Below are 16,506 nucleotides of genomic sequence, written 5' to 3'. Positions count from 1 at the left end.
GTGGTGAATTTAGTTTAGCTTCTGCTCTATCAGGAAATTGGAATTAAGCTCAATGGGTTGGTTATGCTGCTGCCAGAACTGGAAGTCCTTGTTATTGCTATTAAACTTGCCTGCACGCTCAAACATCCAGAGCATCCATTCTTTTCGACTCTCCTGCGGGTTATCGACAATGGCTTTGACTATAGTTTTGGAAGTATGCTTTTTCAGGTCGCGGATAATGTGGGACTGATTTGCTGATTGTGAGCCAATGATGAGATGCACGTGGTTAGACATAATGCACCAGGCATACACTTCCAGCCCTTTGTTCTTAACGCAGTAGTTCAGGCTGTCAACAACAATGTCTTTGTAGGCAGGCCTGGTAAAAACATCGATCCAATTTACGGTCGCAAATGAGATAAAATGCAGCTGGCTCTGGTCGCTGATCTTATAGTTTCGGCTCATGATACGCTATACGAACATACCGCCAGTTTGAGCGAAGCGGTAACTGGTGGTGGGTATGGAGCCAGTTTGTAACTGGCGAAAGTATAGGTATGGGTTGTACGCCAGTTACAAACTGGCCTCATGGATAGCCACAAGTTGCGCTCCCGCTAAACTTGCGGCATGTGGGGGGCAGCTTATGGTATAAAGCATAATGAGGCTGCTTCGGATTTGCAATCCGCTGGTTGCCTGTAGCTGCTGCTTTTGCCCTTGCGGATTACAAATCCGCGGCTACTATACTTTCGGATTGCAAATCCGAAAGAGCGGGTCAGAAAGCATGCATTAACTTAACCCTGTACAATTTGCAACTTTGAGTACATCCGGTGGTGTAGGTAAATCAGAAAACCTAAGTAAACAGCAGCACTAACTGCACATTCCACATAATATATAGTTGAAATTGCAACCCTAAACTCCCAGTATAAATAAGACAAAGTATGGATCGCGAGCCATGTACCAAACCATCGGGTTTTATCAAAGTTATTCAGATCTTCATAAACTACCTTAAGCATTGTGTACACTGTATTGATCAGATACAGGAGAATCAAAGAAACAAATAAGAAGGGCAGAAATGCTAATAGCATATGACCTAACTCTGCTCCATACCTTATTGAAAGGTAAATGAAATGCGCAGGTCCGAATAAAAAGACAAGGATAGCATCAAGTATGATGGTTTTAAAGTACAGGTATAGTTTACTCATATTATTCAGATTCCAAATTTAACTCCTGATCAGTAGGGTTGCCCTTATTTCTACTCCCACGAAACAGCCACCAGATAAGTCCTATAGGTATAAGCAGGATCAGGTAAGTACCCAACAGGTTTATGGCTAACAGTTGATCATATCCTAATGAAGGAAACATTTCCTTAAACTGACGGTCTCCCATAGCTATGCCGATCAGGTACCATCTCCTGTCCAGCATACTTTTTATGGTATAGCAAATCAGGATTGCCAGCACATAGCTGGTAAACCACCTGGATTTTTCCCAAAAAAACCTTATCAATCCCTTTAAAACTATAGGAAAAAGCACAAATGCAGGAAAGCCATCAATCTAGCCTAAAATTCCAGCTAATGGACCAGCTACAGTTTTAGCAAGTATTTTTTACGGTTCAAAGCCCAATCTTGGATTATGAGGAAAAATTGCATTGGCTACACTCATTGAAAAGCCAAGGAAACAATAAAGAGCAATAGTGTGCACAAACCACAACTTCAGGAAAGAGTACTTCCTGAAGTTGCCCCAATTAAAAGCTTTAAATTTTAGCCCCATATTCACCTACATCTGCAGCTTTAATATATAGAATATTTACTATTAAATAATGAAGCAGCTGCTAAAAACAAAAAAGGCCACCCGATCGCTCAGGCAGCCTTTCCTATTTATACTTTATACTTCTGCTTAGAAGTTATTCAGCGCAGCGTTCAGTGTTTCGCTTGGGCGCATGGCTTTGCGGGCTTTCTCTACATCCGGATGGTAGTAGCCGCCCAGCTCTACAGGTTGCCCCTGCACAGCGTTCAGCTCGTCTACGATCTTCTGCTCGTTGTCGGTCAGCTCTTTGGCCAGCTTCGTGAAGCGGTCTTTCAGCTCCTGGTTCTTGTTCTGCTCGGCAAGCGCTTGTGCCCAGTACATAGCCAGGTAGAAGTGGCTGCCACGGTTGTCGATGCCGCCTACTTTACGGGCCGGAGACTTGTCTTTCTCCAAGAACTCAGCGTTCGCTTTGTTCAGGGCTTCTGCCAACACTTCAGCCTTCTCGTTCTTGGTTTTGTAAGCAAGGTCTTCCAGAGAAACAGCCAATGCTAAGAACTCACCCAGCGAATCCCAGCGCAGGTAATTCTCTTCTACGAACTGCTCTACGTGCTTCGGTGCAGAACCACCGGCACCTGTCTCAAACAGGCCACCGCCATCCAGCAACGGAACGATCGAAAGCATTTTGGCGCTAGTGCCCAGCTCCAGGATCGGGAACAGGTCCGTCAGGTAGTCACGCAGTACGTTACCGGTTACCGAGATAGTGTCTTTACCCGCTTTGGCACGCTCGCAAGTATAGCGCATCGCCTCAACCGGCGACATGATCTTGATCTCCAAGCCATTTGTATCGTGGTCCTGCAGGTAACGCTCTACTTTTTTGATCAGGTTGGTATCGTGCGCGCGTTGCGGGTCGAGCCAGAAAATAGCAGGCGTGCTGGTGATTCTAGCTCTGGTAACCGCCAGCTTCACCCAGTCCTGGATAGCCACGTCTTTTGTCTGGCAGGCTCTGAAGATGTCGCCCTTCTCTACCTTCTGCTCCATCAGCGTATTACCATTCGCATCTACGATACGAACCGTTCCGGCCTCAGCCATTTCGAAGGTCTTATCGTGCGAGCCATACTCTTCCGCTTTCTGGGCCATCAGGCCGATGTTCGGAACAGTACCCATGGTCGTCGGATCGAAAGCGCCGTTCTCTTTGTTGAACTTGATCACTTCCTGGTAGATACCGGCGTAAGAACGGTCCGGGATGATCGCTACTGTATCATGCAGCTTACCATCTGGTCCCCACATCTTGCCTGACGAGCGGATGGCCGCCGGCATAGACGCATCGATGATCACGTCGCTTGGCACGTGCAGGTTGGTAATTCCTTTGTCGGAGTTTACCATCGCCAGTTCCGGGCGCTGCGCCATCTCCGCTTTCAAATCCGCCTCGATCTCAGAACGCTTCTCTTCCGGCAGGCTCTGGATCTTATTGTATACATCGCCTAAACCATTATTCGCATCCACACCGATCTCTTTGAATGTAGCGGCGTGCTTGGCAAATGTATCTTTAAAGAACACTTTCACCGCATGGCCGAACATGATCGGGTCAGATACTTTCATCATGGTGGCCTTCAGGTGCAGCGACAGCAGGATATTATCTTCCTTGGCTTCGGCAATGGCTTTCTCAAAGAAGGCGTTCAGCTCGGCCACATGCATTACCGAAGAGTCCATCACTTCGCCTTCCTTCAGCGCCACTTTCTCTTTCAGCACTTTGGTCTCACCGTTCGCACCAACAAACTCGATGCGCACATCCGTAGCTTTGTCGGCCACTACAGATTTCTCGCTGCCATAGAAGTCGCCTTCCGTCATGTGGGCCACGCGTGTTTTAGAGTCTGATGACCATTCGCCCATCGAGTGCGGGTGGCTCTTGGCGTATTGCTTTACGGCGTCGGCCACACGGCGATCCGAGTTACCTTCGCGCAGCACCGGGTTTACCGCGCTACCCAAAATCTTGGCATAACGAGCTTTAATGTCTTTTTCCTCGTCGTTTTTAGGCTCAGAAGGATAATTTGGAATGTTATACCCCTGCGACTGCAGCTCTTTGATGGCCGCGTTCAGCTGCGGGATAGAAGCACTGATGTTTGGCAGCTTGATGATGTTCGCCTCAGGCGTTTTCGCCAGGTCGCCCAGGTACGCCAGGTCGTCACTCTGCTTCTGCTCCTTGGTCAGGTTCTCCGGGAAAGCAGCGAGGATACGACCGGCCAGGGAAATATCACGAGTCTCTACTTCGATGCCAGCGGCTTCTGTAAAAGTTCTCACAATCGGCAGGAACGAGCGTGTTGCCAACGCAGGAGCCTCATCAGTTATAGTATAGATAATTCTGGATGCTTTGTTTGTCATGTTATTTATCTGTTTAAGTCAGTTACCTCAACAAGGGAGGCGCACATAGGTTATATATAGCAAATATAAGAGTCTTTTTGTAAGAAGGCCACCCGCGGAAATGTTTCGCTCCTCTCTTGCAGCAGCCTACAGCCCTGCGTCATTCAGCTACCACCACAGGCAAGATTTTCTCGTCTACGTATCCCGTAAAGCGCTACTATAAGTATATTAAGGCATGTATACCTCTCTGAACCTGTTTCTGCTACGCTACCTGCTGGCCTTTTGGTTATCCAACACTGCAGGGCTAACCCATGAGGGCGAGGTAAAGATCCTGGCATTGGGCAACTCTATTACGCAAGGCAACCAGGAGCACCCCAGCTACCGTTACCGGCTCTGGCAAAAGTTAGCAGATGCAGGGGCAGACGTGGCCTTTGTGGGATCAGAGAACATGAACTTTTCGGGGCAACCGGCAGCTTATGGCACCAGCTACAAAGGCCGCACTTACACCAACTGCCATGAGGGACACTGGGGCTGGACGGCGGATGAAATACTGCAGGGCAGACGGTGGCACGGGAACCTGGCCAGGTGGCTGCAAAGCTATACGCCTGATATTGTGCTGCTGCACTTGGGCTCCAACGATATGCTGCGCCAATGCGGCTCCGGCAACACCTGTTACCAGGAAACAATAGAGGAGCTGCGCCAAATCATCACCCTCATCCGGGAAAAGAACCCACACGCTACTGTTTTGCTGGCGCAGTTAACACCGGTGGATGAAGAGCGCTTTGGCCCTGCCGTTGCCGATCATATTGTGCAGCTGAACAAGCACATTCCTGCACTTGCCCAGGAGATGAGCACGGCGGCCTCACCGGTTATACTTGTAGATCAGTTTAGCGGCTTTAACCCTGCCACCGGCGCCGACACCTGGGACGGCATTCACCCCAACGCACGAGGCGAAGAGAAAATGGCGCAGAGATGGTTTGACGCGCTCATGCCTCTCCTCCGAAAGATTCCCGTGGAACATGCCGCCACCCGTTAAGCCCATACTTATACCTGACTAAGGCCTGTTCTGGTGCAGGGGCTGCTGCTTATCGGGCTTTACATACTTCCGGAACCAGTCGGTGGCCAGTTGCGCAACCATTTCCAGGGCCCCGGGTTCCTCAAACAAGTGGGTGGCATCGGGCACAATCTCTAAGTCTTTGATGCACTGCATCTGGTCCTGCGCCTGCTTGTTTAGTTCCAGCACCTCTTCATCCTTGCCCCCTACAATTAGCAGCGTGGGCACCTGCAGGTCGGGCAGCACAGCGTCGGCTAGGTCTGGGCGCCCGCCCCGGCTTACCACAGCTTTAATAATTTCTGAGCCCTCAGCAGCGGCGGCGCCTATGGCGGAGGCCGCCCCGGTGCTTGCCCCAAAAAAGCCAATGTTGAAGTTTTGCGTGCGCGGGTCCTGCTGCACCCAATACGTGGTGTCAATTAGCCGTTTGGTGAGTTTCGGGATGTCGAAGCGGTTGCTGTATTCCTGATCTTCCTCCTCTGTTAAAAGATCGAAAAGCAGCGTGGCAAAGCCCGACCGCTGCAGGTGCTCGGCCACAAAGCGGTTGCGGCTGCTAAGGCGGCTGCTGCCGCTGCCGTGCGAGAAGATGATGAGCCCGAAGGCATTTTCCGGAATTGCCAGGTCGCCGATTAGGGAAACGCCCTGCACATCTATGCGGACGCTGTCGTTAAAAGTATAGTTTTTCATAGCTTGTGTAGGTAAAAGGCATTTAAAAAGCCTGATAAGCAGGTTACTAAGCAGTACGAGCTGCCACCTTCTAAGTTCAGCAGGTATAACTATAGGCAAACCTGCTATCGTATCACACCTAAAACCATACGTTATACCATGCGCAATTTACTTTTTATACTTGTTGCCCTGCTTGCCTTTTCCTCCTGCGGGCCAAACGGGCACAACAGCAATTTAGGCACAGAAAGAATAGACTCGCTGGCGGCCGAGCGGGAGTCCCCGCATGCGTCGGGGCCCGACACTGCCGCTTTTACGCAGGCGTTCAACAGGTTTTTCAGCGCCCTGCAGGCAGGCGACACGGCAGCGCTGGAAGAAGAGTTTGTAGATGCCGGCAAAGGATTGTGGCTGATTGAGCAGCCTGGCGCGCTGCCCGCCTATCATCAGTTTAGAAGTATAAAAGAGGTGCAGCGGGAGTACCAGCAGCGGCCTTTTACAAGTATAAGCCAGGAGATGCAGGAGTGCCTGCTGCAGCGCCGCGAGGCTTTTCCGGCGTTTGACTGCGCGGCTATGGACGGCGGGGCCACAGGCTTTTCGGAGGATGGCTGCTTTTATACATTTAACACCGCCGATTTTCAGCGCACCGACATGTGGAAGTATGCCTCTTTAAGCGAGCAAGAAGCCCGGCAGGTGCAGGAGCTACAGCAGCAGGTGCAGGCCACCGTGCTGCACACCGGCACCTCCTACCGTTTCCACTTCGGCTACCGCAACGGCCGCTGGCTACTGCTCTTCGCCGACCTGCGCGTGCCCTGCAGCGCCTGAATTAATTTTGAATGAGTGGATGAGTGATTGTGTGAATCCTTTTTTGTTTTCATCACGAACACTCTTGAGGCTGGAGCCGAAGGGAAAGAACCAGGCGCTGCTCCACAACTCCACTTGCATCACAAAGTATAACCGTATCATGTTCTTCACTCACTCATCCACACATTCAAAACTGTAGCCCATGGCCTACTTCCGACGCTTCGATTACCCTGCCCCCGATCCAAAGATACTTGATCGCCTGACGGAGCAACAAAAGGAGATGCAGGAGCGCATCATACTTCAGAAACCTGACTTTGACCTGAAACTGATCGCCGGCTGCGATTCTTCTTTTATAGGGGAGGATACCATACTTTCTGCCTTCATATTGCTGACCTACCCGGAGTTGGAGGTGGTGGAGAAAGTATGGCACCACGGGCCGGTGGAGCTGCCCTACATCCCTGGCTTCCTGGCCTTCCGCGAGGCGCCCAACCTTCTTAAAGCCTACGAAAAGCTGCAGCAAAAGCCCGACCTGATCATGGTAGACGGCCACGGCATCTCCCACCCCCGCCGCCTCGGCATCGCCACGCACCTGGGCCTGCACCTGAACAAGCCCACCATGGGCGTCGCCAAAAAAGTGCTGGTAGGTAAGTATAAAGAACCCGCCGCTACCAAAGGCTCCATCTCCCCGCTGGAGTATAAAGGCGAAGTTATCGCCAACGTAGTCCGCACCAAGGACAATGTAAAGCCCGTTTTCGTCTCCCCCGGCCACCTCATGGACCTGGAATCCGCCACCGAAATCGCCCTTAAATGCGCTATCAAGTATAAACTGCCGGAGCCCACCAGACTGGCCGACCATTATGCGGCGGTGTTTAAGAAAGAGGTGAAGTAGTGTGACCTCACAGGTCTGGAAGACGCTGTGAGGTCATCGCAAAAGCAGCCAATATGTCCGAATCTCTCTAATTCTCAATCCATAAACCTGACATAATTACAGTAAAACCATCCTAAAATACCATTGGTGTATCCTTTGCTATAATGCTCGTAGAACTAAAACGAAGGAAAACAGACATAGCAATATGAACTTTAATAACTATACCATCAAAGCCCAGGAGGCCATCCAGAAGGCCACTGAGATAGCAGGCGGCAACCAGCAGCAGGCAATCGAGACTGGGCATATTTTAAAAGCAATACTGGAGACGGACGAGAACGTAACGAACTTCCTGCTCCAGAAACTGAACATCAACGGCAACATCCTCCACAGCAAGCTGGACGAGATTGTAGCGGCTTACCCGAAGGTGAGCGGCGGCAGTCCTTACCTGGCGAACGATGCAGCGGCGGCCCTGCAGAAAGCAACCTCTCTGCTTAAAGAGTTTGGCGACGAATACGTGGCCGTGGAGCACATGCTGCTGGGCCTGCTGGCTGGCCGCGACAAGGTGGCCGGGCTGATGAAGGATGTTGGCTTTAACGAGAAAGACCTAAAGAAGGCTATTAAGGAACTACGCGGTGGCGCGAAGGTAACTGACCAGAATGCCGAGGCGAAGTATAACTCGCTGAAGCGTTACGCCAAGAACCTGAACGAGTTGGCGCGTGCCGGTAAGATCGACCCGGTGATTGGCCGCGACGAGGAGATCCGACGGGTGCTGCAGATCCTGAGCCGCCGTACTAAGAACAACCCGGTGCTGCTGGGTGAGCCTGGCGTGGGTAAAACCGCGATTGTGGAGGGGCTGGCGCAGCGTATGGTGAGCGGCGACGTGCCGGAGAACCTGAAAAACAAAACGCTGATGAGCCTCGACATGGGTCTGCTGGTGGCAGGCGCCAAGTATAAAGGCGAGTTTGAGGAGCGTCTGAAGGCGGTGATCAAAGAAGTAACCGATGCCGAGGGTGAGATCATTCTCTTCATCGACGAGATCCATACCTTGATCGGAGCCGGTGCGGGTGGCGAGAGCGCCATGGACGCAGCCAACTTGCTAAAACCAGCCCTGGCGCGTGGCGAACTGCATGCCATTGGTGCGACAACGCTGAAGGAGTATCAGAAGTATATTGAGAAAGATAAAGCTTTGGAGCGACGTTTCCAGGCGGTGATGGTGGACGAGCCAAGCGTGCCGGATGCCATTTCGATCCTGCGTGGTATCAAAGACAAGTATGAAGTGCACCACGGGGTGCGCATTAAAGACGATGCAATTATTGCCGCGGTGGAGCTATCGAACCGCTACATCACGGACCGCTTTCTGCCGGATAAAGCCATTGACCTGATGGACGAGGCAGCTGCGAAACTGCGCATCGAGATTGACTCATTGCCGGTGGAGTTGGACGAACTGCAGCGCCGCATCATGCAGCTGGAGATTGAGCGTGAGGCCATCCGTCGTGAGAACGACAAGGACAAAGAAACAGTGCTCTCAAAAGAAATCGCTGACCTGAGCGGCAAGCGCGATGACCTGAAAGCCAAGTGGCAGAACGAAAAGCAGATCATCGAGGGCATCCAGAAAGAGAAAGAGAACATCGAGAACTACAAGCTGGAGGCGGAGCAGGCCGAAAGAAGCGGCGACTATGGCCGTGTGGCAGAGCTTCGCTACGGTAAAATCCAGGAGGCTGAGGCACACCTGAAGCAGCTGCAGGAGCAGGTGCATGAGATGCAGGGCGAGAACCCGATGCTGAAGGAGGAGGTGAATTCTGAAGATATCGCCGAGGTAGTGGCCAAGTGGACCGGTATACCTGTGAGCAAAATGCTGCAGAGCGACCGCGAGAAACTGCTGCACCTGGAGCAGGAATTGGGCAAGCGCGTAGCTGGTCAGGAGGAGGCGATTGAGGCCATCTCGGATGCCGTGCGCCGCAGCCGTGCCGGTATGCAGGACCCGAAACGCCCGATCGGTTCGTTCATCTTCCTGGGTACCACCGGTGTAGGTAAAACTGAGCTCGCCAAAGCGCTGGCCGATTACCTGTTCAACGATGAGAACGCCATGGTGCGCATCGACATGAGTGAGTACCAGGAGCGCCACGCCGTGAGCCGAATGGTCGGAGCGCCTCCGGGATACGTGGGCTACGAAGAAGGTGGCCAGCTGACCGAGGCCGTACGCCGCAAACCATACTCCGTGGTACTGCTCGACGAGATCGAAAAAGCGCACCCTGACGTGTTCAACATACTTTTGCAGGTGCTCGACGATGGCCGCCTGACCGACAGCAAAGGCCGCGTGGTGAACTTCAAGAACACCATCATCATCATGACCTCGAACATCGGTTCGCACATCATCCAGAGCAATTTTGAGAAGATGACGCCGCTGAACCACGATGAGGTGATTGAGCAGACGAAAGAGGAAGTGTTTGAGCTGCTGAAGAAGTCGGTGAGGCCGGAGTTCCTGAACCGTATCGACGAGCTGGTGATGTTCCGTCCGCTGAGCCGTGGCGACATCCGCAAGATCGTCAGCATCCAGTTTGGACATATACAGCATCGCTTGGAAGAAGCCGGCATCCAGTTGGTAGCCACCGACGAAGTATTGGATTACCTGGGCGAGCAGGGCTACGACCCGCAGTTCGGTGCCCGGCCATTGAAGCGCGTGATCCAGCGCCAGGTGCTGAACGAGCTGTCGAAGGAGATTTTGTCTGGCAAAATCAACAAAGACTCAGTGGTGGAGGCCGTGCTGGAGAATGGAGAGATCCGGTTCAACAACGTGGACGTAGAAATCCCGTCAGGAGAATAAGAGAAGTTTAAAGTTTAGCAATAGCTTAAACCCCGCCATTCCATTGGAGTGGCGGGGTTTTGTATTTTTATACTTGTGCGATGAGCGTTTAGCTGGCGGTAGTATAACTTATCTGCCGCAAGCATTCTGCTTGTGGCTTCACATGAGGCCAGCTTTCAGCTGGCATAAATTTAAAATGAGCTTAACGCCAGCTGAAAACTTGAAACAGGGAAATATCCTCACGATTTTATATTTTGCAGACACCATACCTTAATACTATGCAAAAGAGACTATACACTTTCCTCCTACTCTTCGCCCTCTCCATACTTTCGGCACAGGCCAAAGTAGACACCCTGGCGATCCAGAGCCCCTCGATGCAGAAAACGCTGAAGGCTGGCGTGGTGACGCCGGAAGGCCACGGCAAGAAAAAGAACGGGCCTTACCCGGTTTTATACTTACTGCACGGCTATAGCGGCGACTTCAGCAACTGGCTAAAAGTGCCGCCGCAAAAAGACCTGCTGCAGCAAATGGCCGATAAATACCAACTCATCATCGTTACGCCGGAGGGCGACTTCAGCAGCTGGTACTACGACAGCCCCGTAGACCAAGGCAGCCAATACGAAACCTACATTACTGAGGAGCTGCGCCAGGAGGTGGAGCGCAAGTATAAAGCCATCTCAGATAAAAGCGGCCGCTTTATTTCTGGACTAAGTATGGGCGGGCACGGCGCGTTATACTTGTCATCCAGGCACCCGGATTTATACCTGGCGGCCGGCAGCATGAGCGGAGCCGTAAACGTGGCGGGCATTGAGCAGGAAAAACTGCGCCAGAGCATTGAGGCGGTGCTGGGGCCAAAGCCGGATAACCAGGAGCTGTTTCGCCAAAGCTCTGTGGTATACATGGTGCCGCAGCTTAAGGCCAGCGGCCTAAAATTTATCATCGATTGCGGCGTAGACGACTTCCTGATTGAGGACAACCGCGAGCTGCACCGCCGCATGGTGTACGAGAAAGTCCCGCATGATTACATAGAGCGGCCCGGCGCCCACACCTGGAGCTATTGGGGCAACTCCCTGGAATACCACCTGCTGCTCTTCCAGAAAGCAAGGGCGGAGGCTTTGGCGCAGTAGCCAACGTGCAGGAGTGAGGTACTCACAGGTTTACAAGACGCTGTGAGCACCTTACTCCTCCCCTGTCTGCACCCATCGCATGGCCCGCTCCCGCTCGTGCAGGTCGAAATAGCGCACGCCTTTCTTTTTTACCGGGCTAATGAGGTTGGCCGCCCACTTCTGCCATATTTTCTCGCCCACCATGGCCACACGGTCATACGCACGGCCATGCACCAGGTCGAACAACGCGTTTTCCAGGGCGGCTCCGGGCTTTACCCAGCTCAGGTTTACCATCTCGTAGTACAAGCGGGCGGCGCCATACTGCTTCATCCTGTCCCAGATCAGCTCACGGTACAGGTCGAAGTCTTCGTTGGTTAGCTCACCGCTTACCCGAACGGCTAACAGATTATCTTGCGTCTCCGGCAGAACCTCCAGCATGATACTTCTATTTAATCCCTGAAAACGATATTGACAGGCTTGTGCACCTGGGCTTCATACGCGGTGGCAGTAAGCTTGCCGCTGTTTTTTTCGCGTTTAAACACGGTAACTTGGTTAGAGCGCTCGTTGGCTACCAGCATTATACTTCCGGAGGGGCTGATGGAGAAGTCGCGGGGCCAGTTGCCGCCGGTGCTCATATGCTGCACAGAGCTTAGCTGGCGCCCCTCATCCCCAACCGAGAACACGGCAATGCTGTTGTGCCCGCGGTTAGAGGCATACACAAACTTGCCGTCGGCAGATACTTTCACGGCAGCCGGGTAACTGTCGCCTTCAAAATCCGCCGGGAGCGTAGTGATGACCTGCTCTTCGCTGAACGTGCCGTTGTCGGGGTTATACTTGAGCACTGTTACCGTAGAGTTCAGCTCGTGCACCAGGTAGGCATACTTTCCGTTTGGATGAAACGCCAGGTGGCGTGGCCCTGAGCCAGCCGCCGCCGAAAAAGCTACCGAAGGCTGATGCTGCACCAACTTGCCGTTCTCTAACTTGTAGCCAAATACCTTGTCGGCGCCCAAATCCACAGCAAAAACATACTTACCGTCCGGCGAGGGGGCAATGTAGTGGGCGTGCGGTTTTTCCTGCCGGTCTTTGTTCGGGCCGGTGCCCTTATGCTGCACCACCTGCGCCTGCCCCAGCTTTCCGTCCTCTGCCACAGGCACGGCCGCCACATTGCCACCCATATAGTTGGCTACCAGCACCGTTCCGTCTACTACCGATACATAGCACGGCGCGCCGCCCCCGGTGGCTACCTGGTTTATCAGTTCCAGGCTTTTTCCGTCGTCGCTCACTTCAAAGCTGCTCACGGCCCCGCTCTGCTTCCCTTCATACTCCTGCGTTTCATTAACGGCATACATGCGCTCTCCGCCATTACTCAAAGTCAGGTAAGAGGGGTTTTGGCCAGCTTTTATGGCGCTCAGCTGCGTTAGCTCGCCAGTTTGTTCGTTCAGGCTGTACAGGTATATGCTTTGGCTGTCGGGCTCGGCGTAGGAGCCGACGTAAAACGTAGCGTTTTCCATCGTTTCTGGTGCTGTGGTTGTAGTGGCGGCTGTGTCGTTCTGCTCTGTGCCCGAGTTGCAGGCAGCCATGGCCAGGGCCAAACCGGCACAGGCCAGCGCGTTTCTGTTTACCAACATTCTACGGATTAAGTTAGGGAAGTAGCGCATGGTATGTTTCTTTCAGGATGATGTGGTAGCTAAAGTATAAAATCCTGGGCAGGAAATACAGCTATATAGTATAATTACCTTAGCCGAATAATAAACGCGCCGGTTTAACAGGGCAAATAGGCTTATTTGTCGATTAACCGGCCGCTACGGCCACACCAGCTCGCCACAATATTGCAAGTTTAGCCGCAGATGTGTAATTTGCCCCTTAGCTTTTTCTTCAACCTTAACATTCACTTACAGTGTCATCTGTATTTTATACTTACATCGAGCTGGGCTTCCATCATATCTTTGATTTCAAGGCCTACGACCACATGCTGTTCCTGCTGGCCCTGAGCGCCATTTATACGTTGCAGGACTGGAAGAAGGTGCTCGCGCTGGTTACCAGCTTCACCATCGGCCACAGCATTACGCTGGCACTGGCCACCCTCAACATCATTCAGTTTGATGCCGCCCTTATCGAGTTCCTGATCCCGACGACCATCCTGTTTACCTGCATCACCAACTTCTTTAAATTGAAGGGGGCGGCCAGCAAGCAGCGCACCATCCTGTCGCTGCACAACCTGATGGCGGTGTTCTTCGGCCTGATACACGGCATGGGCTTTTCCAACTTTCTGCGCCAGATGCTGGGCCGCAGCGGGAGCATCTGGCAACAGCTGCTGGCCTTTAACATCGGCATAGAGTTGGGGCAGCTGCTCATTGTCAGTATACTTTTAATCGCCGGTTTCCTCATCTTAAACCTGTTCCGGGCCAGCAAGCGCGACTGGATTATGGTACTTTCCAGTGCTGCAGCGGGTGTTGCCTTGATATTGATGATGGAAACCAGTATATTTTAGGATTGCATTTTAAACCCTGGAGAACCTTTCTTCTCTAACCTATACTTAATCTACCTAACTAAAACCACATGAGAAACATTGTAGCAGGTTTGGCTCTGGTGGGTCTGGTGGCAGGCCCGCTCGCGGCACAGGCGCAGGACACCAAGTTCGCGCAGCTGGCGCAGGAGCTTCCAACACCTAACACCTACCGCTCGGCCTCGGGCGCACCCGGCCACGCTTACTGGCAGCAGCGCGCCGATTATACGATAAAAGTAGAGCTCGACGACCAGAACCAGGCCATCACCGGTTCCGAAACCATCACCTACACCAACAACTCACCGGACGTGCTTTCTTACGTTTGGGTGCAGCTGGACCAGAACATCTTCGAGCCGAACTCGATGAGTAACCTGACGCGCACCGCGGAGCTGCAGAAAGAGATGCCGCTGCGCGCCGTGGAGTACATGACGCGCGAAGAGTTTGACGGTGGCTTTAAGATTCAGAAGGTATCGGACCGCGGCGGCAAGGCCCTAAAGTATACCATCAATAACACCATGATGCGCATCGACCTGCCTTCGCCCCTGAAGCCAAAGCAGAGCGTTACCTTCAGCATCGACTGGAAGCACAACATCAACAATCAGAAAACACTGGGCGGCCGCTCGGGCTATGAGTATTTCCCGGAGGATGATAACTATCTCTACGAAATGGCGCAGTGGTTCCCACGCATGGCCGTGTACGACGACGTGAACGGCTGGCAGCACAAGCAGTTCCTGGGCAGCGGTGAGTTCGCCCTGCCTTTCGGCGACTACAAAGTGAGCATCACGGTGCCTGCCGACCACGTGGTAGCCGGCACTGGCGTACTGCAGAACCCGAACCAGGTACTTTCTGACACACACCAGAAGCGCTGGGCACAGGCCGCCAAGAGCGACAAGCCCGTGGTGATCGTGACGCAGGAGGAAGCCGAGAAAGCAGAGAAGTCCAGGGCTAAGAACAAGAAGACCTGGGTATTTGAAGCCGATAACGTACGCGACTTTGCCTGGGCCAGCTCCCGTAAGTTTATCTGGGATGCCATGAACGTAAAAGTGGGCGGCAAAAACGTGCTGGCCATGTCTTACTACCCGAAAGAAGGCAACCCGCTGTGGGGCCAATACTCTACCGAGGCCGTGGCGCACACGTTGGAAGTGTACTCTAAGCACACCATCGACTATCCTTACCCGGTGGCGATCTCCGTGCACGGTCCTGTGGGCGGTATGGAGTACCCGATGGTTTCCTTCAACGGTTACCGCCCGGAGCCGGACGGCACTTACTCTGACCGCACCAAGTATGGCCTGATCTCCGTGATCATCCACGAAGTGGGCCACAACTTCTTCCCGATGATCATCAACTCGGACGAGCGCCAGTGGACGTGGATGGATGAAGGCCTGAACACCTTTATGCAGTACCTGGCCGAGCAGGAGTGGGAGCGCAACTACCCATCGCGCCGCGGAGAGCCGCAGGACATTGTGGAGTATATGAAGAGCGCGCCAAACACCATGGTGCCGATTATGACCAACTCGGAGTCTGTGCTGCAGTTCGGCAACAACGCCTACGGCAAGCCGGCCACTGCCCTGAACATCCTGCGCGAAACGGTAATGGGCCGCGAGCTGTTCGACTACGCCTTTAAAGAGTATGCGAAGCGTTGGGCCTTTAAGCACCCAATGCCGGCTGATTTCTTCCGTACCATGGAGGATGCCTCTGGTGTGGATCTGGACTGGTTCTGGAGAGGCTGGTTCTACACCACCGATCACACCGACATTGCCATGACAGACGTGAAGTGGTACACCATCGACTCGCAGGACCCGGCGTTTGTGAACGCACAGTTGCGCGAGCAGCAGAACAAGGCGCCACAAACGCTTTCGCAGCAGCGCAACCTGAACGACATTAAAAAGACGCGCGTGGAGCTGCGTCCGCAACTGAACGACTTCTACAACAACTACGACCCGCTGGCTACCACAGCCGAGGACGAGCAGGCATACCGCCAGTTCCTGGGCCAGCTGACGCCGGAGCAGAAGGAGAAGCTGAACTCAGGCCTGAACTTCTACGAAGTGAGCTTCGAGAACCAGGGCGGCCTGGTAATGCCACTGGTCGTGCGCATGTCGTATGAAGACGGCTCTGAGGAAGTGGTGAACATCCCGGCCGAGATCTGGCGCTACAACAACGATGAGATCACCAAGGTGTTCATCACCGAGAAGCCGGTGGTAAGCTTTGAGCTGGACCCATACCTGCAGACCGCAGATACGGACCTGTCCGACAACGCTTTCCCTCGCCAGGTGGCACCGTCTCGCTTCGAGATATTTAAGCAGGAGCGCCAGCGCAGCAACCCAATGCAGCGTGAGCGCGCCACCAGCCAAAACAACAACGGCCGCTAGTTTATACTTCGGCCTGAAAGCAAAAGCGCCTGCAGAGCTAATCTGCAGGCGCTTTTTTTATACTTTGGGTATTTGATATCAGGCACAAGCGGACGCTTGCGCCATTTTAGAATTTATACTTGCTACTACTTTACTTTCAGCTGAAGTATAAACCCACCCCTAAGAGCTGCGCTCGCTAGCTCAACACTCTCGTTTTGGCTAGTCCAGAGGAGGGGAATTAGGGAAAGCATTTTCAACTCTCTAACTCCCAAACCCTCTAACTCCT

12 protein-coding genes are annotated in these 16,506 nt (G+C 53.0%); 7 read left to right on the top strand and 5 right to left on the bottom strand.

Translation table 11 applies throughout. The annotated features are described in order from the left end of the window. Positions 1-9 precede the first annotated feature (9 nt). Together FJM65_RS10730 and FJM65_RS10725 are read right to left on the bottom strand one after the other, a co-directional pair. Positions 10-441 carry a transposase gene (locus FJM65_RS10730; RefSeq protein ID WP_317131339.1) on the bottom strand — a complete coding sequence of 144 codons (432 nt, stop codon included), beginning with the start codon at positions 439-441 and terminating at the stop codon, positions 10-12. 1,425 nt (positions 442-1,866) lie between these two features. Beyond that, a complete protein-coding gene (locus tag FJM65_RS10725; RefSeq protein WP_140621520.1) occupies positions 1,867-4,095 on the bottom strand; it encodes an NADP-dependent isocitrate dehydrogenase in 2,229 nt (742 codons plus the stop codon). Between the two features lie 214 nt (positions 4,096-4,309). On the opposite strand from FJM65_RS10725, the gene FJM65_RS10720 reads away from it, so the two are divergent. Then, on the top strand, positions 4,310-5,110 hold the full coding sequence (locus tag FJM65_RS10720) for an SGNH/GDSL hydrolase family protein (protein WP_140621519.1): 801 nt from the start codon (positions 4,310-4,312) through the stop codon (positions 5,108-5,110). An 18-nt stretch (positions 5,111-5,128) separates the two neighbouring features. Here FJM65_RS10720 and FJM65_RS10715 read toward each other — a convergent pair whose 3' ends face one another. Beyond that, positions 5,129-5,812, bottom strand: a complete 684-nt coding sequence (locus tag FJM65_RS10715; protein WP_140621518.1) for a dienelactone hydrolase family protein — start codon at positions 5,810-5,812, stop codon at positions 5,129-5,131. Between the two features lie 138 nt (positions 5,813-5,950). Between FJM65_RS10715 and FJM65_RS10710 the strand changes: the two genes are divergently transcribed. The 4 genes from FJM65_RS10710 to FJM65_RS10695 all read left to right on the top strand — a co-directional run bounded on the left by FJM65_RS10710 (position 5,951) and on the right by FJM65_RS10695 (position 11,387). Continuing rightward, entirely contained in the window at positions 5,951-6,610 is a 660-nt protein-coding gene (locus FJM65_RS10710; RefSeq protein WP_140621517.1) for a hypothetical protein, read from the top strand. A gap of 181 nt (positions 6,611-6,791) precedes the next feature. After that, positions 6,792-7,478: a deoxyribonuclease V gene (gene nfi, locus FJM65_RS10705; RefSeq protein ID WP_140621516.1), complete on the top strand. Its 687-nt coding sequence runs from the start codon at positions 6,792-6,794 to the stop codon at positions 7,476-7,478. A gap of 184 nt (positions 7,479-7,662) precedes the next feature. Next, positions 7,663-10,281 carry an ATP-dependent chaperone ClpB gene (gene clpB, locus FJM65_RS10700; protein WP_140621515.1) on the top strand — a complete coding sequence of 873 codons (2,619 nt, stop codon included), beginning with the start codon at positions 7,663-7,665 and terminating at the stop codon, positions 10,279-10,281. Positions 10,282-10,538: 257 nt separating this feature from the next. Next, entirely contained in the window at positions 10,539-11,387 is an 849-nt protein-coding gene (locus FJM65_RS10695) for an alpha/beta hydrolase (protein ID WP_140621514.1), read from the top strand. Between the two features lie 51 nt (positions 11,388-11,438). Here FJM65_RS10695 and FJM65_RS10690 read toward each other — a convergent pair whose 3' ends face one another. Both FJM65_RS10690 and FJM65_RS10685 read right to left on the bottom strand, forming a co-directional pair. After that, on the bottom strand, positions 11,439-11,804 hold the full coding sequence (locus FJM65_RS10690; RefSeq protein ID WP_140621513.1) for a SpoIIAA family protein: 366 nt from the start codon (positions 11,802-11,804) through the stop codon (positions 11,439-11,441). A gap of 11 nt (positions 11,805-11,815) precedes the next feature. Further along, positions 11,816-12,994, bottom strand: coding sequence for a lactonase family protein (locus FJM65_RS10685; protein WP_181163692.1), 1,179 nt, complete (start codon positions 12,992-12,994; stop codon positions 11,816-11,818). 269 nt (positions 12,995-13,263) lie between these two features. Between FJM65_RS10685 and FJM65_RS10680 the strand changes: the two genes are divergently transcribed. Further along, on the top strand, positions 13,264-13,857 hold the full coding sequence (locus FJM65_RS10680) for a HupE/UreJ family protein (RefSeq protein WP_140621511.1): 594 nt from the start codon (positions 13,264-13,266) through the stop codon (positions 13,855-13,857). A 68-nt stretch (positions 13,858-13,925) separates the two neighbouring features. Further along, on the top strand, positions 13,926-16,241 hold the full coding sequence (locus tag FJM65_RS10675) for a M1 family metallopeptidase (RefSeq protein ID WP_140621510.1): 2,316 nt from the start codon (positions 13,926-13,928) through the stop codon (positions 16,239-16,241). The last annotated feature ends 265 nt before the right edge of the window (positions 16,242-16,506 follow it).

Source organism: Pontibacter mangrovi (genome assembly GCF_006385705.1).
GTDB classification, from domain to species: domain Bacteria; phylum Bacteroidota; class Bacteroidia; order Cytophagales; family Hymenobacteraceae; genus Pontibacter; species Pontibacter mangrovi.
The sequence above is the reverse complement of the archived record's forward strand: the minus strand, read 5'-3'. Positions and strand labels throughout refer to the sequence as shown.